This window comes from Priestia sp. AB (assembly GCF_028369225.1).
Taxonomy (GTDB): domain Bacteria; phylum Bacillota; class Bacilli; order Bacillales; family Bacillaceae_H; genus Priestia; species Priestia megaterium.
On the sequence record NZ_JAQMYN010000001.1, the window covers coordinates 139040 to 157402 of the forward strand.

An 18363-nucleotide genomic window follows, 5' to 3' on the forward strand; every position below is an offset into this window, starting at 1 on the left:
AATGTTTACGTTCCTTTTACAATTTATTTAATGTAGCTTAATAATTAATTGATACAATTTTTCATGGAAACCCCTTCATCCAAGGAGCCAATGTGTAAGGCGAAAATAGCTTTAACCGTGCTATTTTCGCCGATTCTTTTTGACAATTTCTATCCATTCACATGTTACACCGCCTAAAATAACTAGGCGGTGTTTTTATTTTATGATGTACAGATCTTATCACCACATGAAAATAAAAAGTTGAACTCAAGATTACTTTTTGTCCTTAAAGCTTATTGTTTGCTAAAATAAAGGTAAGATAAGAAGAGAGCGAAATGGAGGAACATGAATGACACAAAAACTAGTATTAATTGACGGGAATAGTATTGCCTACCGTGCATTTTTTGCTTTGCCGCTTTTAAACAATGATAAAGGAATACATACAAATGCCATATATGGCTTTACTACAATGCTGACACGTATCTTAGAGGAAGAGAAGCCGACACATTTACTTGTGGCATTTGATGCAGGGAAAACAACGTTTCGCCACAAAACATTTACAGAATACAAAGGAGGAAGACAAAAGACGCCTCCTGAACTTTCAGAGCAGTTTCCCTTTATTCGTGAGTTATTAGATGCATATGGGATTAAGCGCTATGAACTGCCTGATTATGAAGCAGATGATATTATCGGTACGCTTTCAAAACAAGCTGAACAAAAAGGAATGGCCGTAAAAGTCATTTCTGGTGATAAAGATTTACTTCAGCTTGTGTCGGAACATGTAACCGTAGATATTACGAGAAAAGGAATTACGGATGTCGATTCCTATACGCCTGCAGCCATTGATGAAAAGTATGGTATTACGGCTGCACAAATTATTGATATGAAAGGCCTTATGGGGGACAGCTCGGATAATATCCCAGGCGTGCCCGGAGTCGGCGAAAAAACAGCCTTAAAGTTATTAAAAGAGTTCGAAACGGTTGAAAATGTATTAGAATCTATCGATCAAGTCAGCGGTAAAAAATTAAAAGAAAAGCTAGAAGATAATCGTGAATCAGCTATCATGAGTAAAAAGCTTGCAACTATTTATTGCGAAGCGCCTCTTGAAGTATCTGTAGAAGATGCAAAGTATGATGGGTTTGAATCTTCAAAGGTCATCTCATTATTTAAAGAGCTTGGGTTTAATTCTTTGCTTGCTAAATTTGGTGAATCAGCAGAAGAGGAAGCAGATTTTGAAGAACTAACGTTTGAAATAGCGCAGGAAGTTCACGATGATATGTTAACAAGCGAAGCAGCTCTGATCGTAGAAGGGTATGAAGAAAACTACCATCACAATCAGCTGCTCGGTTTTGGAATCAGCAACAAAAATGGCCACTATTTTATTGATAAAGATACAGCTCTTTCATCTTCTAAATTTAAAGCATGGTTAGAAGATGGACGTGTAAAAAAGACGGTGTTTAATGGGAAACGTACGATTGTATCGTTAAAATGGGCGGGGCATGAAATTAAAGGAATTGAACATGATGTAATGATTGCTTCTTACATCTTGAATCCTGCTGAGGCAAATGATGACTTAGCGACAATTGCAAAATTAAAAGGATACCATCAAGTGCAATCAGATGAAGCTGTGTATGGAAAAGGGGCTAAGCGAAGCATTGCAGAAGCTGATCAGCTAGCTGAGCATGTTATAAGAAAAGCAGCCGCCGTAGCTTATTTAAAAGAAGTGCTAGAAAAAGAATTGGTGGAAAATGAACAGTTTGAGCTGTTTGAGAAGCTTGAAATGCCTCTTGCCATTGTCCTTGCTGATATGGAATATCAAGGGGTGAAAATTGACCGCGCGCGTTTGGGTGAAATGGGCGAAGATCTTCGAGAGCAGCTTGAAAAAATTGAAGCAAAAATCTACGAATACGCTGGACAAGAATTCAATATTAATTCGCCAAAGCAGCTAGGAGTTGTTCTTTTTGAAAAAATGCAGCTTCCAGTCATAAAGAAAACAAAAACAGGCTATTCCACATCAGCTGATGTATTAGAGCAATTAGCTAGTACCCATGATATTATCCCAGAGATTTTACAATACCGTCAGCTAGGAAAATTACAGTCTACGTATATTGAAGGATTAAAAAAGGTCATTCATGAAAGCGATGGAAAAGTTCATACCCGCTTTAATCAAACATTAACTCAAACGGGAAGGCTAAGCTCAGTAGATCCTAACTTGCAAAACATCCCGATTCGTCTTGAAGAAGGCAAAAAAATAAGAGGTGCGTTTGTGCCTTCACAGCCTGATTGGTTAATATTTGCGGCGGATTATTCACAAATTGAGCTGCGCGTACTGGCTCATATTGCAGATGATGAAAAGCTAATCGATGCGTTTAAGCATGACTTAGATATCCATACGAAAACAGCGATGGATGTGTTCCACGTCGAAAGAGAAGAAGTAACGTCGAATATGCGCCGTCAGGCTAAAGCAGTTAACTTTGGAATCGTCTATGGGATCAGTGATTACGGTTTATCGCAAAGTTTAGGAATTACAAGAAAAGCAGCGGCTACTTTTATTGAACGATATTTAAAAAGCTTCCCTGGTGTACAGGAGTATATGGATACGATTGTACGAGATGCAAAAGAAAAGGGATATGTAACAACGCTCTTGCACCGCCGACGTTACTTGCCTGAAATCACGAGCCGAAACTTTAACCTCCGCAGCTTCGCTGAGCGTACGGCTATGAATACGCCTATCCAAGGGACGGCAGCTGATATTATAAAAAAAGCAATGATTGAAATGGATAAGCGCTTAAAAGATGAAAACCTTCAGGCTAAGCTGCTGCTTCAAGTACACGATGAGCTGATTTTTGAAGCCCCAGAAGAAGAAATTAAAATTTTAGAGAAAATCGTACCAGAAGTAATGGAGAACGCTTTAGAGCTAGAAGTTCCATTGAAAGTAGATTATTCTTACGGAAAGACTTGGTACGAAGCAAAGTAGTGGAAAAAGGATGTGACAAACGTGCCAGAATTACCAGAAGTTGAAACCGTCAGACATACGTTAATTGAATTAGCCAGTGGAAAGACCATTGAGCGTGTAACAGTTAAATGGCCTAATATTATCAAACGCCCTGAACAAGCTGAACAGTTTTGCGATGCGCTTGTTGGACAAACCATTCGAGATGTTGAACGAAGAGGTAAATTTTTGAAAATTGTGCTCGATGATTATACGATGGTTTCTCATTTGCGTATGGAAGGTAAATATGCTCTCCATGAGAATGCAGAAGAACCAGATAAGCATGTACACGTCTTTTTTCACTTCACGGATGGAACGGAATTGCGATACCGGGATGTAAGGAAATTTGGTACTATGCACTTATTTAAAAAGGGAGAGGAAGATCTGTTTCCTCCTCTTATTGGCCTTGGACCTGAACCGTTTGACGAAACATTTAATCCTAGTCAATTAAAAATGAGAATCGGCAAAACCTCTCGAAAAATCAAGCCGGTTTTACTCGATCAAAATGTCGTGGTTGGGCTTGGAAATATTTATGTAGATGAAGCACTGTTTCGCGCAGGGATTCATCCTGAACGAGTGGCCAGCCAATTAACAGACGAAGAGTATGAAAAATTGTACAAAGAAATTGTAGCAACTCTTCAAGAAGCTGTGAAACAAGGAGGCAGCACAATTCGCACGTATGTAAATACACAGGGACAAATAGGCATGTTTCAGCAGCAGCTTTATGTGTACGGAAGAAAAGGAGAATCCTGTAAAATGTGCGGTACCCCAATTGAAAAATTTGTTGTAGGCGGTAGAGGAACACATATCTGCCCAAATTGTCAGCCGGCTAAAAAATAACAATGGATGGGCTCCTTTCATATACTACGTATAGACAGAAAGGAAAGGAGTCCTCTCATCATGATAACATTTTCTTTACTTATTCTTGCTTTTGCCGTAAGTCTTGACAGCTTTAGCGTTGGCCTGACATACGGACTTCGAAAGGTGAAAATCCCGCTGAAATCCATTTTTATTATTTCATGTTGCTCAGCATTTTCTTTAATGTTTTCTATGTTTTTAGGAAAAGTACTTACGCATCTATTTTCGGTGGATGTACTAAATAAAGTAGGCGGAGGTATTCTTGTTCTGCTTGGGATGTGGATTTTATACCAGTTTTTTTGTCCGGCAGATTCACCTCGAGTGAAAGAAGAAAAAACATTAGTAAAAATTGAAATTAAGTCAATTGGCCTAGTCATTAACGTATTAAAAAAGCCAATTGCAGCAGATTTAGATAATTCAGGTTCCATCAATGGTATTGAAGCATTTATACTTGGAATTGCATTATCTCTTGATGCATTTGGAGCGGGGTTTGGAGCGGCTTTATTAGGTTATTCGCCGTATGCTCTAGCAATTGCTGTAGCTCTTATGAGTTCTCTTTTTTTAAGTGCGGGCATACAATTTGGCAAGGTTTTTTCACGTTTATCATGGATGAAAATGTTCTCATTTGTACCAGGAGTTCTGCTCATTATTTTAGGTATTTTTAGATTTTAAATAAAGAGATAAAGGAGAGGCCAATGTCAATTGTAATTGGATTAACAGGCGGAATTGCAAGCGGGAAAAGTACGGTAACCGGAATGCTACGAGATATCAATATTCCAGTAATCGACGCTGATCACATTGCAAAAGAAGTCGTAGAACCAGGAAAAGAAGCATACAAACAAATTGTCGAGACGTTCGGCCGTTCTATTCTTCACGAGAACGCGGAGATCAATCGAGCGGCTTTAGGGGAAATTGTGTTTTATCAAGAGGAAGAACGTAAAAAGTTGAATGCAATTGTACATCCTGCCGTAAGAAAAGAAATGCTTTCTCAAAAGGAAAGCTATATAGAGGAAGGTTACGAAGCCGTTGTATTAGATATTCCGCTGCTGTTTGAAAGCGATTTGACACATTTAGTCGATAAAGTAGTGGTTGTATATGTCGATGAGTCTGTGCAGCTAGAAAGGTTAAAGTCGCGTAATAACCTCTCGGCGGAGGATGCTTATGCGCGTATCCATGCACAGCTGCCTTTGATTCAAAAAGTAGCCTTAGCCGATGCGGTGATCAATAACAACGGTCCTGTGGAAGAAACAAAACAACAGCTTTTAAGTATATTAGCCCTATGGCTAGATTAAAGAGTGAATGATTGCATTCACTCTTTTTTTATTGGGAATATTTAAGGGCTTCTAAAAAAGAATGTGTTAAATATCTGTTCTCGCTATATACATATAGTAAAACTTAATTAAAATAATTTATTAAAAAAAATTAATATTATTCACTTTTTAAATATTTATGTTATACTATTCAATATAAAAAGTTAAATAGTATAACACATATAGAGAGGGGTATAGCCATGAAAGCACGTATTGCCATTAATGGTTTTGGGAGAATAGGAAGAATGGTGTTTCGCACAGCGATTATAGAGGAGAATTTAGATATTATTGCAATAAATGCATCTTATCCAGCCGAAACATTAGCACATTTAATCAAGTATGACTCTATACACGGACCATTTAACGGAGATGTTAAATGTGATGATGATGCGCTAATTGTTAACGGTAAAAGAATCCAGCTATTAAATTCACGTGATCCGCTGAATTTGCCTTGGAAAGAGCTTGGGATTGATCTAGTTGTTGAAGCAACAGGGAAATTTAATTCAAGAGAAAAAGCGCAGTTACATATTGAAGCAGGTGCGAAAAAAGTTGTCTTAACGGCACCGGGTAAACAAGAAGATATTACCATTGTGATGGGCGTAAACGAACGAGAGTTTGATGTGAATCAGCATAATATTATCTCTAATGCCTCTTGTACGACAAATTGTCTAGCTCCAGTTGTCAAGGTGTTAGACGAAGCGTTCACAATTGAAAACGGTTTAATGACGACTGTTCATGCATATACAAATGATCAAAAGAATATCGATAATCCGCATAAAGATTTGCGAAGAGCTCGTGCGTGTGCTCAATCAATTATTCCTACAACAACTGGAGCAGCCAAGGCACTTTCATTAGTTCTTCCTCATTTAAAAGGAAAACTTCATGGGATGGCGCTTCGTGTGCCAACGCCGAACGTATCGCTTGTCGATTTAGTTGTGGATGTAAGGAAACCTGTGACGATGGAAGATGTTAATTTAGCGTTTATTAAAGCTGCTGAAGGAGCATTAAAGAATATTTTAAATTTAACAATGGAACCACTCGTATCAATTGACTTTAATACAAATCCTCATTCAGCTATTGTAGATGGACTATCCACGATCGTAATGGAAGATCATAAAATTAAAGTGTTAGCTTGGTACGATAACGAGTGGGGCTACTCGCAGCGCGTAGTCGATTTGGTAAGATATATTGCTGCAGAAATGCGTAATGGATCAAAAATAAGAGTAAGCTAAGAAAGCTATTGATTGCTTTTAAAAAAACAGGGAGCTGTCGCCCTGTTTTTTTTGTTTTTATCCAAAAGAATAGGGAAAAGCAATAAGATAAGCATGCAAAGGAGTGTTTATTTTCCTCAATTTTAATAAAAAATTAATAGTCGTTTAGCAGCTTTTACACACTGTCTTACGAGAATACAGGGGTAATTTGTATAGGTCTATCTGCAAGAACAATCTTTAATAAAATCAAAACACGTATTGCAAAATAAATGTAAACAAAGTATACTATGTTTCGTGAACTTCTTGTGTACCTTTCGGTGATGTGGCTACTTAAAGGGTTAGGACCTCTTTGGACTAACTTTCCCCCGTGGTAGTTAACATGCTATATGGCGAAAGAACTTCATGTTTAACGATTAAAAATTGTTAAAGGGGGAAATATCATTATGGAAACAATGGGTCGTCATGTCATCTCAGAATTATGGGGATGCGATTTCGATAAGTTAAATGATATTGATTATATTGAAAAAACGTTTGTTGATGCAGCTTTAAAATCTGGTGCGGAAGTTCGCGAAGTAGCGTTCCATAAATTTGCACCTCAAGGTGTAAGTGGCGTTGTTATTATTTCAGAATCACATTTAACGATTCACAGCTTCCCAGAGCATGGTTATGCAAGTATCGATGTTTATACTTGTGGTCATTTAGATCCTACAATCGCAGCAGATTATATTGCAGATGCTCTAAGTGCACAGACACGTGAAACAATTGAATTACCACGTGGAATGGGTCCTGTTCAGGTAAAACAAACTAAAGCGAATGCACTTTAATAGTGTCGATTGATTACGTAAGTTAAGAGGTGTATTACACACCTCTTTTTGGTATATAAATTTTTAATACGCAAAAACAAAGGGGATAAGAACATGGGGGTAGTACAAGCAGTTAAATCTTTATTTTCTAATCATGTAGAAACAAGCGATCACCATTCAGATCCGACTCTAAAAACGCATTATTACAAAACAACGGCCGGGAATGCATTTAAGCAAGTTCATGAAATGTTGAAGCACATGCAAGGGATAGAGATACTTGCTGCATATGAAGAGCGAGGAGAGATTAGCTTAAACGTTGTAAAAGGAAGAAAAGCTTTTGTTGTGATTACCATTATTAACGTACGTCCTCTTGAAACCGCTATCGATTTTTCTGCTACAACAGAATCAAAAGTGGTGCCGGTTGATTTTGGTTTTAGTAAAGAACTTGTACGTACGCTTTATAAGAGCTTTGATCAAAAACTTATTCCTCTTTCTTCTTAAGTTCCTTATCATTTTTGAATTTCAGGAAATAAAATGGGGAAATTCCTTTTCCTTTACTTGTATTCAAGCCTTGTTTTCTATAAGATGGAATAAAGCAAATCCTTTAATACAGCATCGTGTTTGTTAAAGGAAATGATGATAAAAATCATAATAAATGGCGAATAGCCGGCTAACATAGATGGAAATTAACTTATATAAGAGAAAATAAAAAGAAAAACAAGGTTTATTATTGGAGCTGAGAATATGAAGTGCCCATCCTGTCATTACAATGGAACGAGAGTGCTGGACTCGCGCCCTGTAGAAGAAGGCCGCTCTATTCGTAGAAGACGTGAATGCGAAGAGTGTCACTATCGTTTTACAACTTTTGAGAAAGTAGAAGAACTTCCGTTAATTGTTGTAAAAAAAGATGGAGCGAGAGAAGAGTTCAGCAAAGACAAAATCCTTCGAGGGTTAATTAAGGCGTGTGAAAAACGCCAAGTAAGCTTAAAACAATTAGAAGATACCGTACACGATATTGAAACAGAGCTGCGCAGTCAGGGTACATCAGAGGTGCAGTCAGATGTGGTAGGAGAAATGGTGATGGAGCGATTAGCTGCTATCGATGAAGTCTCTTATGTTCGATTTGCTTCTGTATACCGACAATTTAAAGACATCAATGTATTTATTGATGAATTAAAAGATTTAATTAAGAAGGAACGACTGTAAAAGAGCTATTGAAGTATTCTTTAGGCTCTTTTTTTGTCATTTCTATTACTTTAAAAGTAGGTAGGGAACGACATGAAAGAACAACATTGGAAAGAAATGATACCGGTCGATCGTTATGTTGTTCGTTCGAACGGCATACTGCAGGAATACGACCGAAAGATTTTAACCATGCTCTATCAGCCGTTGGTGGGTACAACGTGCTTTGGTCTGTATATGACGTTATGGAGCGAGCTGGAACAAGATCGTTTATGGGGAAAAGAGTCTACGCATCATCATCTAATGTCAATGATGCAAATTAATTTGAAAGCTATTTACCATGAGCGGTTAAAATTAGAAGGCATTGGTTTGTTAAAAACATATATTAAGGAAGAAGATGATGTTCGTGTGTTCATTTATGAGCTCACTCCTCCTCTGACGCCCCATCAGTTTTTTAACGATGGCGTGTTAAATGTATATTTATATAACCGACTCGGAAAATCTATCTTTCAAAAAGTGAAAAATTATTTTTCTGATTCACTCGTGGATGACCAATCGTTCAAAGATGTGACGCATTCATTTAACGATGTATTTAAATCAGTTAAAGCAACGGAGCTGGCTCCAAGTTTTCAGTCTGAAAGCAAGGATGTATTTTCTCCTGATGCTCAAACGGACTTTGTGGACTCCTCCAAACGTGCTTCTATTGAGATGAGCCCGGATTCCTTTGATTTTGATTTATTTTTAGCAGGTCTAACAGATTCAATGATTTCGAAAAAGTCTATTACATCTAAAGTAAAACAAGCGATTGAAAAGCTAGCCTTTTTATACGGTATCGATCCTCTTCAAATGAAAAATGTGGTGCTCGATTCGCTAAATGAGAACGATCAAGTTGATATTGAATTGCTTAGAAAAGCAGCACAGTCCTTTTACCAATTTGAAAATGGAGAAGCACTTCCAAATCTAAGCGAACAAATTCAGCCGCCTATGCTTCGTACCATGCAGGAAAAGCAGCCGCAGACAAAGGAAGAGCAGCTCATTCAACAGCTTGAAGTGACTTCTCCTCGACAGCTTTTGATCGAGTTTTCCGGGGGAGCAGAGCCTTCAAAAGCAGATTTGCAAATGATCGAAGAAGTGATGTTTAACCAAAAGCTTTCACCAGGGGTAGTAAATGTTCTAATTTACTACGTGATGCTGAGATCCGATATGAAATTATCTAAGAGCTATGTAGAGAAAATTGCTGGACACTGGGCGCGCAAAAAGGTACAAACTGTTCAAGATGCCATGAATTTAGCTAAAAATGAACAGAAAGAATATCAGAATTGGACCGAAGCAAAGCAAAATAAAAAAACGGCTGGACGAAAAATTGTGCGTAAAGAAATGGTGCCAGAGTGGCTGAGCGATGAAGAAAAAGAAGAGAAAAAGCAGCCTTCAAAAGAAGTGGACGGATTTGAAGAAGAAAAACGAAAGCTACAAGAAGAGCTCAAGCAGTTAGATCAAGAGCTAAAACAAAAGCATAAAGAATAAAAAGCAGGTATGATAGAGATGAGGTGAAAAAGATGAAGCCTATCAATGATTCACTAAATCAGTTAGTGAACAAAAAGGATTTTAAAGCACGCTTAGAAGCATTAAGAAACAGTATCCTGTCTAATCCCGAAGTCAAAACATTTTTGCAAGAGCATCGCCATGAGTTAGATGAGCAAATGGTTGACCGAGGTCTGATGAAGATGCATGAATTTATCGATCAAAGCAAATGCTGTGACAAGTGTCCTTCTCTGCAAAGCTGTGTCAATATGGTGAAGGGGTATCACCCTCAGCTGGTTGTAAAAGGCCGTAATATTGATTTACAGTATGAACGCTGTCCTAGAAAAGTACAAGAAGATGAGCGAAAAGAACAAGAATCTTTTATTCAGTGTATGTACGTGCCTAAAGAAATTTTACAGGCAACAATGTCTGATATTGAAATTGAGCAGGGAAGATTTGAAGCCATTAAACTAGTAAGAGATTTTGTGCGAGAATATGAGCCGAATAAAAAAATGAAAGCTTTATATTTACATGGTTCGTTTGGTGTGGGGAAAACGTATTTTCTTGGAGCAATTGCCAATGCGTTAGCCGAAAAGAAAGTGAAATCTACCATTCTGTATGTCCCTGAGTTTTTGCGTGAGTTAAAAGGTTCGTTTCAAGATCAAAGTTTCAATGAGAAAATAGAGTATGTCAAAAAAGTACCGGTTCTTATGCTTGATGATCTCGGAGCAGAATCCGTAACGAGCTGGATGCGAGACGATGTGCTCGGAACCATTTTACAATTCCGTATGCTCGAAAATTTGCCGACATTTTTCAGCTCGAATTTAAATTTTAAAGAGCTACAACATCATTTGACTTATACCCAAAGAGGCGAGCAGGAAGAGCTCAAAGCCGCTCGTGTCATGGAACGAATTAAGTCTCTAGCCATTCCTGTTGAAATGAATGGAGAGAATAAACGAAATAGATGAGCAGGTCGTTTTACATTTCTTGTAACGACTTGCTCATTTTTTTGCATGTTGCCCCATATACATTAATAAAGCGTGTCCAAAGGGGGGCTATGAGGAATGAAAATATTCTTTAAATATGTAGAAGACGCAGTCGTTGTATATGAGTCTTTATGCGCGAAGCGAAGCGCTTTATCATATGGTTCACAGTGCTTGAAGCTGGTGAATAATCAGCTTTTAGTCATTGATGAGACATACAATAGAGAGGCCATTTTACAAGACATGGTGATACCGGTATTAACGCACGTAATTTTAAAAAAGAAAGAAAAAAAGATGATGGTAAACATATTAAAAGAACAATTTTTCTATTCAGAAGAGGAAGAGCAAGATATGCTGCTTCAAATTATGGGGGGGATTATGGAAGGAGAGAGAGGCGAAATTCCGCAAAAAACATTTTCTCTTCCAAGAGAATTACTTATCCGTCAGGCTCTTCAAGACTTCTTCATTCATAATGTAACATTCACCTTTGAGTCTTTTCTCCAATTCCGTTTAAAAGAATATCAAGAGCGGCTGCGCTATTATGCCGAGCTGGCGATTGATGAATATAAGCTTGAACAAGACTATCAAATTCTTATTCATCAGCTGCGTCAAGCAGCTAATGAAAGACAGTCATCTACAGGTAACGTGTATGTAATGCACTTGAACAAAAACAAGTTTGTACTGTACGACCACAACAGTAGATATGTTCCTGAACGTGAATGTGCAGCTCTAGCAGAGGCCTTTTTATCTGAACAAGAATCATTGTACATAGACTCAACTATTATCGCGCCTTTGCTAAGTTTATCTCCAGCTGCTATTCATCTGTATAGCGACCAGCATGATCATGATTTTGTTTATACCATTCAAAATATCTTCCAAGAAAAAGTTATGTTATACGAAAAAAATGAATTTCCGTTTGATCAAAAGCAAAATATAACGTGAAAGGTTGATTTCTATTTTGAAAATGAATATAATAAATGCATATTGAAAAACAGCTATATGTTACAAGTTATGATGAGGACATGAGTGTATATTTACGGTTTGTAGAGAGGGAGATCTAGGCTGAAAATCTCCTAACACGGAATATATTCTTACCACCTCTAAACTTCAGTAGTAAACGAGCAGAGCCTCTAGTAATTACTGACGGAATTTCCGTTATAAAACCTCGAGCCGCTTCGGGTTCTTTGGGTTATCCAAGATACGAAGAGGAAACAAGGGTGGTACCGCGTGTATACACAACTCGTCCCTTTTGATAAGGGACGAGTTTTTTGTTTTTACAAAAAGTTTATTCAGTTATGTTAAAGGAGTGGAAAGTTGTGTCAGAAGTAATCAAAATGACATTCCCTGATGGAGCTGTTAAAGAGTATCCAAAAGGATCATCAACAGAAGATATTGCGGCTTCTATTAGCCCGGGATTAAAGAAAAAAGCATTAGCAGGCAAAGTAAACGGCGAGCTGCTGGATTTACGTACGCCAATCGAAGAAGATGGCAGTCTTGAAATCATTACGCAAGATGCTCCTGAAGCGCTTGAAATTATGCGTCACAGTACAGCGCATTTAATGGCTCAAGCAATCAAACGTTTATACAAAGATACAAAAGTACAGCTAGGTGTAGGGCCGGTTATCGAAAACGGTTTTTACTATGACATCGATATGGAAGAATCAATTACTCCTGAAGATTTAGGTAAAATTGAAAAAGAAATGAAAAAAATCGTTAATTCAAATATTGAAATTGAACGAAAAGAAGTTTCTCGTGAAGAAGCCATTCAACTTTTTAAAGAAGTTGGCGATGAACTGAAGCTTGAATTGATCGATGCGATTCCAGCAGGTGAAAAGGTTACGATTTACCAACAAGGCGAATTTTTTGACCTTTGCCGAGGTGTGCACGTGCCGTCAACAGGCAAAATTAAAGAATTTAAACTATTAAGCGTGGCGGGTGCTTATTGGCGCGGAGACAGCGATAATCAAATGCTGCAGCGTATTTACGGTACAGCATTCTTTACAAAAGCAGATTTAGACGAGCATCTTCGTCTTCTTGAAGAAGCAAAAGAACGTGATCACCGTAAACTTGGTAAAGAGCTAAACTTATTTACAAATTCTCAAAAAGTAGGACAAGGTCTGCCTTTATGGCTTCCAAAAGGTGCGACGATCCGCCGTATTATCGAGCGTTATATCGTAGATAAAGAAGTAAGCCTTGGTTATCAGCACGTTTACACTCCAGTGCTCGGAAGTGTAGAACTTTACAAAACGTCTGGTCACTGGGAGCACTACCAAGATGACATGTTCCCTGCAATGGAAATGGATAACGAAGACCTGGTTCTTCGTCCGATGAACTGTCCTCATCACATGATGGTTTACAAACAAGGTATTCACAGCTATCGTGAGCTTCCAATCCGTATTGCTGAGCTTGGAACGATGCACCGCTACGAAATGTCAGGAGCATTATCAGGACTTCAGCGTGTTCGAGGCATGACGCTAAATGATGCGCATATCTTTGTACGTCCCGACCAAATCAAAGAAGAATTTATTCGTGTAGTTCGCTTAGTTGAAGCGGTTTATAAAGATTTTGGATTTGAAAATTATTCATTCCGTCTATCTTACCGTGACCCTGCAGATACAGAAAAATACTTTGATGATGATGCAATGTGGGAAAAAGCACAAAGCATGTTAAAAGACGCAATGGATGAGCTTGACCTTGATTATTATGAAGCTGAAGGCGAAGCGGCATTCTACGGTCCAAAACTAGACGTTCAAGTTAAAACAGCTCTTGGTAAAGAAGAGACGCTATCTACGGTTCAATTGGATTTCTTACTTCCTGAACGATTTGATTTAACGTATGTAGGAGAAGACGGAAAACAACATCGACCGGTTGTTATTCACCGCGGCGTGGTGTCAACAATGGAACGTTTTGTAGCTTTCTTAATCGAAGAATACAAAGGAGCTTTCCCAACGTGGTTAGCACCTGTACAAGTTCAAGTGATTCCGGTATCACCTACCGTTCACCTTGAATATGCAAAAGAAGTGCAAGAACAGCTTCAGCTGGCGGGTATTCGTGTGGAACTTGATTCTCGCGATGAGAAAATCGGCTATAAAATCCGTGAGGCTCAAATGCAAAAAATTCCTTATATGCTTGTTGTAGGGGATAAAGAAGTAGAGGATAAAGCAGTAAATGTACGTAAATATGGTGAGCAGAATTCAGAAACAGTGGATTTCCAAGCCTTTTTACAAAATGTAAAAGCAGAAGCATCTCGTTAATGGAAAAAGCAGAGAATTGAAATTCTCTGCTTTTTTATACAACAATTATAAAAAACTGTTGCATAAATGTTTTTCCTTTGATACAATAACTTTTGTTGTTAAAAAAGAACGAAATCATTGACTTTTGTCTTTGTTGATACTATAATAGCTTAAGTAATTGAATACTTGTTTATACAGAAGAAGAAGCACCCGCTTCTCACCTGAGTGACGCATAGAGCAGTTAGCAGGTACATCGTATCTTAATTAAAACGATAGAAGTGTGGGTGCAGTATGTACTCACACTTTTTTGTGTGAGTTAATAATCGGTCTAAGCAAGCGTATTCGCTCATTAAACCTTGGAGGTGGCTACTTATTAGCAAGGACATGATGGTAAACGAGGGCATTCGAGCTCGCGAAGTTCGTCTAATTGATCAAAATGGTGAACAATTAGGAATTAAATCAAAAAATGAAGCATTAGAAATTGCTTCACGAGTAAATCTTGACTTAGTAATGGTTGCTGCAAATGCGAAACCGCCGGTATGTCGTATTATGGACTACGGTAAATTCCGCTATGAGCAACAACGTAAAGAAAGAGAAGCTCGTAAAAACCAAAAAGTTGTAAACTTAAAAGAAGTTCGTTTAAGTCCAACAATTGATGAACATGATTTTAACACTAAACTTCGTAACGCACGCAAGTTCCTTGAAAAAGGTGACAAAGTGAAAGCGTCTATTCGCTTTAAAGGTCGTGCCATTACTCATAAAGGGATTGGCCAAAAAGTACTTGAACGTTTTTCACAAGCTTGCGAAGATGTAAGTTCAGTTGAATCGGCTCCTAAAATGGAAGGCCGCAGCATGTTCTTAGTCTTGGCACCTAAAAACGAAAAGTAATAGAACGAGGAGGAACACCCCATGCCAAAAATGAAAACACATCGTGGCGCTGCAAAGCGTTTCAAAAAGACTGGAAGCGGTAAATTAAAACGTGCTCGTGCTTACACAAGCCATTTATTCGCTAACAAATCTACAAAACAAAAGCGTAAATTACGTAAAGGTTCTTTAGTAAGCAAAGGTGACTTCAAACGTATCCGTCACTTATTAGATAACATTAAGTAATTTGGGTTGAGATAGAAACAATACAGGAGGTAAACAATTATGCCACGCGTAAAAGGCGGTACAGTAACACGCAAACGTCGTAAAAAAGTTTTAAAATTAGCTAAAGGTTTCTTCGGTTCGAAGCATAGATTATATAAAGTTGCTAATCAGCAAGTTATGAAATCTCACATGTATGCTTATCGTGACCGTCGTCAGAAAAAACGTGACTTCCGTAAATTATGGATCACACGTATTAATGCAGCTGCTCGTATGAACGGTCTTTCTTACAGCCGTTTAATGCACGGTTTAAAATTAGCAGGTATTGAAGTTAACCGTAAAATGCTTGCTGACTTAGCTGTAGCTGATGAAAAAGCATTTGCTGAATTAGCAACTGCTGCTAAAAAAGGCTTAGATAAGTAATGAATATAAAGTCTCGTCATCTTTAGATGATGAGGCTTTTTTGCTATCGGAGGACATATCATGAATGAACTGCTGCTTACCTATTTTATTGTTATTAATATAGTAGGGGTAGGAATGATGTATAGAGATAAACAAAAAGCGAAAAGACATGAGTGGAGAATTGCCGAAAGCACACTGTGGACGGTAGCTGCTATCGGAGGAGCTCTTGGAGGACTAATTGGTATGTATTGCTATCGTCATAAAACGAAGCACACATCGTTTACAGTAGGTTTTCCTATTCTTGCTGCTCTTGATTTACTTTTCTTTTTTGTTATCAGCTGAGCACAAATGATGTTGTGCTCAGTGTAAAAATTCTCGAACGGGGCTTTTCCAGCGAATAGGAGCATTTGGATACATGTCGTGTACGTGGCTTTCCAGCAGCTTGAAATCTTGCTTTTGCAGTTCATTTAATCGAGATGGATCTGTTAACACCATTGTAATTGACAAAGATTCTGGTTCATTGGGATTGCTGTATTTTTCTCCTTCAAATAAAATACCTTTATACGTTAGTAGAAAATTTTTGCGGATATTCGTTTTTTCGTCAACGACAAAAAATTGCTGATGTTCCTGAGCTGCTACAAGCTTCCGCTTTGGACTGCGAAAATGCTGAACCAGCTTTAATAGTGTGTAAACAACAAGCGCGAAAATGAACACGCGAACGATAACAATAACAAACATAACGCTCCCTCCTTTACAAGGCACAGTTTTCTTACTTTACGTTCGAGTTTCTAAAAAGTTTCATGATTTTTGATATAATTTCTTTATTGGTTTAAAAAGAAGAAGATATACATAATTACAGGAGTGATTACATTGAATTTACAACAGCTATTTACCATGCAGCGCCAGCTGGATCAGCATATAGAGGATAAGCATGAGCTTCATAAGGAAGATTTGATTCCGAGAAAGCTTTTAGCACTGCTTGTCGAAATGGGAGAGCTGGCAAACGAAACGCGCTGCTTCAAATTTTGGAGCGTCAAACCTCCGGCTGAAGACGCTGTTATTTTAGAAGAATTTGTGGACGGTGTACATTTTATCCTTTCTTTAGGGATTGAAAAAGGATACGATGATTTAACTGAGTTACCAGATGCAAAAGCAAGTGATTCAAAAACAGCACAATTTTTACAGGTATTTGCACAAGTTGCTGCTTTCGAGCAGGATCAGTCGAAAGAAAACTATGTGGACATGTTTGTATCTTACATGACGCTTGGCGATATGTTTGGTTTTTCCGCTGAACATATTGAAAAGGCGTACATCTCAAAAAATGAAGTGAATTTTAAACGCCAAGAACAAGGATACTAAAAGTAAAGGGATGGGAAATTTTACTTCAACCTCTTTTTAGCTATAATAGAGGTATACATATGAAAGGGGTAATCCATATGACAAAGTTAGATGAAACATTGACGATGCTTAAAGCACTAACAGATGCAAAAGGAATTCCTGGCAATGAGCGTGAACCGCGTGAGGTTATGAAGAAATATATTGCACCTTATGCAGATGAAGTAACGACGGATGGGCTAGGCAGTTTGATTGCAAAAAAAGTGGGCAACGAACAAGGGCCTAAAATTATGGTAGCCGGTCACTTAGATGAAGTAGGCTTTATGGTGACTCAAATTGATGAACGCGGCTTTATTCGTTTTCAAACGGTAGGCGGATGGTGGTCTCAAGTGATGCTTGCTCAACGCGTAACCATCGTTACATCTAAAGGAGAGGTAACGGGGATTATTGGCTCAAAGCCTCCTCATATCCTGCCTCCAGAAGTTCGTAAAAAGCCAGTTGACATTAAAGATATGTTCATCGATATTGGTGCCTCTAGCAGAGAAGAAGTAGCGGAGTGGGGAGTGAAACCTGGTGATCAGGTTGTGCCTTATTTCGAATTTACGGTTATGAACAACGAAAAGATGCTGCTAGCGAAAGCCTGGGATAACCGTATCGGCTGTGCAATCGCTATCGATGTATTAAAAGCTTTAAAAAATGAAACACATGAAAATGTTGTGTATGGTGTAGGAACGGTGCAAGAAGAAGTTGGACTTCGAGGTGCAAAAACATCCGCTAACTTTATTGAACCGGATATTGCATTTGCTGTTGATGTCGGCATCGCTGGAGATACACCTGGTGTTTCTGATAAAGAAGCATCTTCTAAGATGGGAGAGGGTCCGCAAATCATTTTATATGATGCTTCCATGGTTTCTCATAAAGGACTTCGAGATACAGTGGTAGATGTGGCAGATGAATTAAATATTCCATATCAATTTGATGCAATCGCTGGAGGCGGTACGGACTCAGGTTCTATCCATATTTCAGCTAACGGGGTGCCAGCACTTTCAATTACGATCGCAACTCGTTATATCCATTCTCATGCAGCGATGCTTCATCGTGATGATTATGAAAATGCAGTTAAATTAATTGCGGAAGTAATTAAACGCTTAGACCGAAATACGGTAAACGCAATTACGTATAATTAAAAAAAGCTCATTCTCCTAGGAGAATGAGCTTTTTGCTGTACATAGGACAAGGCTATTTATTTTAAACCGTTTTCAAGCGTTGTCAGAATTTCTTCTTTTTCTGATTCTGGAGACTTTTCCCAAAGCACCTCAAATAAAACACCAAGTCCAGGGAGCATTTTTTCCTCGCCGCTTTGAATAGCGTCAGAAATTGTAGCTTCAAGCTCTTCTTTTGAGTTTCCTGAAACGTTTGCAATAACAGCATTTCGTAAATTAAGATCCATCATTTTCACCTCAGCTAT

Annotated in this window: 20 protein-coding genes and 2 other annotated features; of the genes, 18 read left to right on the top strand and 2 right to left on the bottom strand. The window is 38.2% G+C overall.

From position 1 onward, the window contains the following. Positions 1–328: 328 nt before the first annotated feature. The 16 genes from polA (at position 329) to POF52_RS00760 (ending at position 15902) form a co-directional block, all read left to right on the top strand. The gene (gene polA / locus POF52_RS00685; RefSeq protein ID WP_176583561.1) at positions 329–2956 is read left to right on the top strand and encodes a DNA polymerase I; all 2628 of its coding nucleotides are present in this window, start codon (positions 329–331) and stop codon (positions 2954–2956) included. Positions 2957–2977: 21 nt separating this feature from the next. Beyond that, entirely contained in the window at positions 2978–3811 is an 834-nt protein-coding gene (gene mutM, locus POF52_RS00690) for a DNA-formamidopyrimidine glycosylase (RefSeq protein ID WP_271989139.1), read from the top strand. A gap of 60 nt (positions 3812–3871) precedes the next feature. Then, the gene (gene ytaF / locus POF52_RS00695; protein ID WP_016765704.1) at positions 3872–4501 is read left to right on the top strand and encodes a sporulation membrane protein YtaF; all 630 of its coding nucleotides are present in this window, start codon (positions 3872–3874) and stop codon (positions 4499–4501) included. 23 nt (positions 4502–4524) lie between these two features. Next, the gene (gene coaE, locus POF52_RS00700; RefSeq protein ID WP_016765703.1) at positions 4525–5121 is read left to right on the top strand and encodes a dephospho-CoA kinase; all 597 of its coding nucleotides are present in this window, start codon (positions 4525–4527) and stop codon (positions 5119–5121) included. 218 nt (positions 5122–5339) lie between these two features. Continuing rightward, positions 5340–6371, top strand: coding sequence for a glyceraldehyde-3-phosphate dehydrogenase (locus tag POF52_RS00705; RefSeq protein ID WP_271989143.1), 1032 nt, complete (start codon positions 5340–5342; stop codon positions 6369–6371). Positions 6372–6793: 422 nt separating this feature from the next. After that, positions 6794–7174, top strand: coding sequence for an adenosylmethionine decarboxylase (gene speD / locus POF52_RS00710; protein ID WP_013059434.1), 381 nt, complete (start codon positions 6794–6796; stop codon positions 7172–7174). A 93-nt stretch (positions 7175–7267) separates the two neighbouring features. Next, on the top strand, positions 7268–7654 hold the full coding sequence (locus tag POF52_RS00715; protein ID WP_013085185.1) for a hypothetical protein: 387 nt from the start codon (positions 7268–7270) through the stop codon (positions 7652–7654). 243 nt (positions 7655–7897) lie between these two features. Beyond that, entirely contained in the window at positions 7898–8359 is a 462-nt protein-coding gene (gene nrdR, locus POF52_RS00720; protein ID WP_013059432.1) for a transcriptional regulator NrdR, read from the top strand. A gap of 72 nt (positions 8360–8431) precedes the next feature. Then, the gene (locus POF52_RS00725) at positions 8432–9859 is read left to right on the top strand and encodes a replication initiation and membrane attachment family protein (RefSeq protein WP_176583560.1); all 1428 of its coding nucleotides are present in this window, start codon (positions 8432–8434) and stop codon (positions 9857–9859) included. 32 nt (positions 9860–9891) lie between these two features. Beyond that, a complete protein-coding gene (dnaI, locus tag POF52_RS00730; RefSeq protein WP_013059430.1) occupies positions 9892–10824 on the top strand; it encodes a primosomal protein DnaI in 933 nt (310 codons plus the stop codon). A 96-nt stretch (positions 10825–10920) separates the two neighbouring features. Next, a complete protein-coding gene (ytxC, locus tag POF52_RS00735) occupies positions 10921–11781 on the top strand; it encodes a sporulation protein YtxC (protein ID WP_271989149.1) in 861 nt (286 codons plus the stop codon). A gap of 60 nt (positions 11782–11841) precedes the next feature. Further along, positions 11842–12090 (top strand) — a binding site (T-box leader). A gap of 44 nt (positions 12091–12134) precedes the next feature. Then, on the top strand, positions 12135–14093 hold the full coding sequence (thrS, locus tag POF52_RS00740; RefSeq protein ID WP_211186090.1) for a threonine--tRNA ligase: 1959 nt from the start codon (positions 12135–12137) through the stop codon (positions 14091–14093). Positions 14094–14264: 171 nt separating this feature from the next. After that, positions 14265–14387, top strand: a sequence feature (ribosomal protein L20 leader region). Positions 14388–14456: 69 nt separating this feature from the next. After that, positions 14457–14960 carry a translation initiation factor IF-3 gene (gene infC, locus POF52_RS00745; RefSeq protein WP_013059427.1) on the top strand — a complete coding sequence of 168 codons (504 nt, stop codon included), beginning with the start codon at positions 14457–14459 and terminating at the stop codon, positions 14958–14960. Positions 14961–14981: 21 nt separating this feature from the next. Further along, positions 14982–15182, top strand: coding sequence for a 50S ribosomal protein L35 (gene rpmI, locus POF52_RS00750; protein WP_013059426.1), 201 nt, complete (start codon positions 14982–14984; stop codon positions 15180–15182). Between the two features lie 39 nt (positions 15183–15221). After that, positions 15222–15581, top strand: a complete 360-nt coding sequence (gene rplT / locus POF52_RS00755; RefSeq protein WP_013059425.1) for a 50S ribosomal protein L20 — start codon at positions 15222–15224, stop codon at positions 15579–15581. 60 nt (positions 15582–15641) lie between these two features. Beyond that, a complete protein-coding gene (locus POF52_RS00760; protein ID WP_013059424.1) occupies positions 15642–15902 on the top strand; it encodes a DUF1294 domain-containing protein in 261 nt (86 codons plus the stop codon). Positions 15903–15920: 18 nt separating this feature from the next. Here the strand turns inward: POF52_RS00760 and POF52_RS00765 are convergent, their stop codons facing one another. Continuing rightward, positions 15921–16298: a hypothetical protein gene (locus tag POF52_RS00765; RefSeq protein ID WP_271989158.1), complete on the bottom strand. Its 378-nt coding sequence runs from the start codon at positions 16296–16298 to the stop codon at positions 15921–15923. A 132-nt stretch (positions 16299–16430) separates the two neighbouring features. Between POF52_RS00765 and POF52_RS00770 the strand changes: the two genes are divergently transcribed. Further along, a complete protein-coding gene (locus POF52_RS00770; protein ID WP_016765695.1) occupies positions 16431–16919 on the top strand; it encodes a dUTP diphosphatase in 489 nt (162 codons plus the stop codon). Between the two features lie 77 nt (positions 16920–16996). Beyond that, positions 16997–18082 (top strand): M42 family metallopeptidase, encoded by a 1086-nt coding sequence (locus POF52_RS00775; protein WP_016765694.1) that lies wholly within the window; start codon positions 16997–16999, stop codon positions 18080–18082. 56 nt (positions 18083–18138) lie between these two features. Here POF52_RS00775 and sspI read toward each other — a convergent pair whose 3' ends face one another. Further along, on the bottom strand, positions 18139–18345 hold the full coding sequence (gene sspI / locus POF52_RS00780; RefSeq protein ID WP_013059420.1) for a small acid-soluble spore protein SspI: 207 nt from the start codon (positions 18343–18345) through the stop codon (positions 18139–18141). Between the last annotated feature and the right edge of the window lie 18 nt (positions 18346–18363).

Bases quoted from the DNA above. Each gene is read 5' to 3' on its own strand.
- polA (WP_176583561.1), top strand. From the start codon at position 329: ATGACACAAAAACTAGTATTAATTGACGGGAATAGTATTGCCTACCGT.
- ytaF (WP_016765704.1), top strand. From the start codon at position 3,872: ATGATAACATTTTCTTTACTTATTCTTGCTTTTGCCGTAAGTCTTGAC.
- coaE (WP_016765703.1), top strand. From the start codon at position 4,525: ATGTCAATTGTAATTGGATTAACAGGCGGAATTGCAAGCGGGAAAAGT.
- POF52_RS00705 (WP_271989143.1), top strand. From the start codon at position 5,340: ATGAAAGCACGTATTGCCATTAATGGTTTTGGGAGAATAGGAAGAATG.
- speD (WP_013059434.1), top strand. From the start codon at position 6,794: ATGGAAACAATGGGTCGTCATGTCATCTCAGAATTATGGGGATGCGAT.
- POF52_RS00715 (WP_013085185.1), top strand. From the start codon at position 7,268: ATGGGGGTAGTACAAGCAGTTAAATCTTTATTTTCTAATCATGTAGAA.
- nrdR (WP_013059432.1), top strand. From the start codon at position 7,898: ATGAAGTGCCCATCCTGTCATTACAATGGAACGAGAGTGCTGGACTCG.
- POF52_RS00725 (WP_176583560.1), top strand. From the start codon at position 8,432: ATGAAAGAACAACATTGGAAAGAAATGATACCGGTCGATCGTTATGTT.
- dnaI (WP_013059430.1), top strand. From the start codon at position 9,892: ATGAAGCCTATCAATGATTCACTAAATCAGTTAGTGAACAAAAAGGAT.
- ytxC (WP_271989149.1), top strand. From the start codon at position 10,921: ATGAAAATATTCTTTAAATATGTAGAAGACGCAGTCGTTGTATATGAG.
- thrS (WP_211186090.1), top strand. From the start codon at position 12,135: ATGTTAAAGGAGTGGAAAGTTGTGTCAGAAGTAATCAAAATGACATTC.
- infC (WP_013059427.1), top strand. From the start codon at position 14,457: ATGATGGTAAACGAGGGCATTCGAGCTCGCGAAGTTCGTCTAATTGAT.
- rpmI (WP_013059426.1), top strand. From the start codon at position 14,982: ATGCCAAAAATGAAAACACATCGTGGCGCTGCAAAGCGTTTCAAAAAG.
- rplT (WP_013059425.1), top strand. From the start codon at position 15,222: ATGCCACGCGTAAAAGGCGGTACAGTAACACGCAAACGTCGTAAAAAA.
- POF52_RS00760 (WP_013059424.1), top strand. From the start codon at position 15,642: ATGAATGAACTGCTGCTTACCTATTTTATTGTTATTAATATAGTAGGG.
- POF52_RS00765 (WP_271989158.1), bottom strand. From the start codon at position 16,298: ATGTTTGTTATTGTTATCGTTCGCGTGTTCATTTTCGCGCTTGTTGTT.
- POF52_RS00775 (WP_016765694.1), top strand. From the start codon at position 16,997: ATGACAAAGTTAGATGAAACATTGACGATGCTTAAAGCACTAACAGAT.
- sspI (WP_013059420.1), bottom strand. From the start codon at position 18,345: ATGGATCTTAATTTACGAAATGCTGTTATTGCAAACGTTTCAGGAAAC.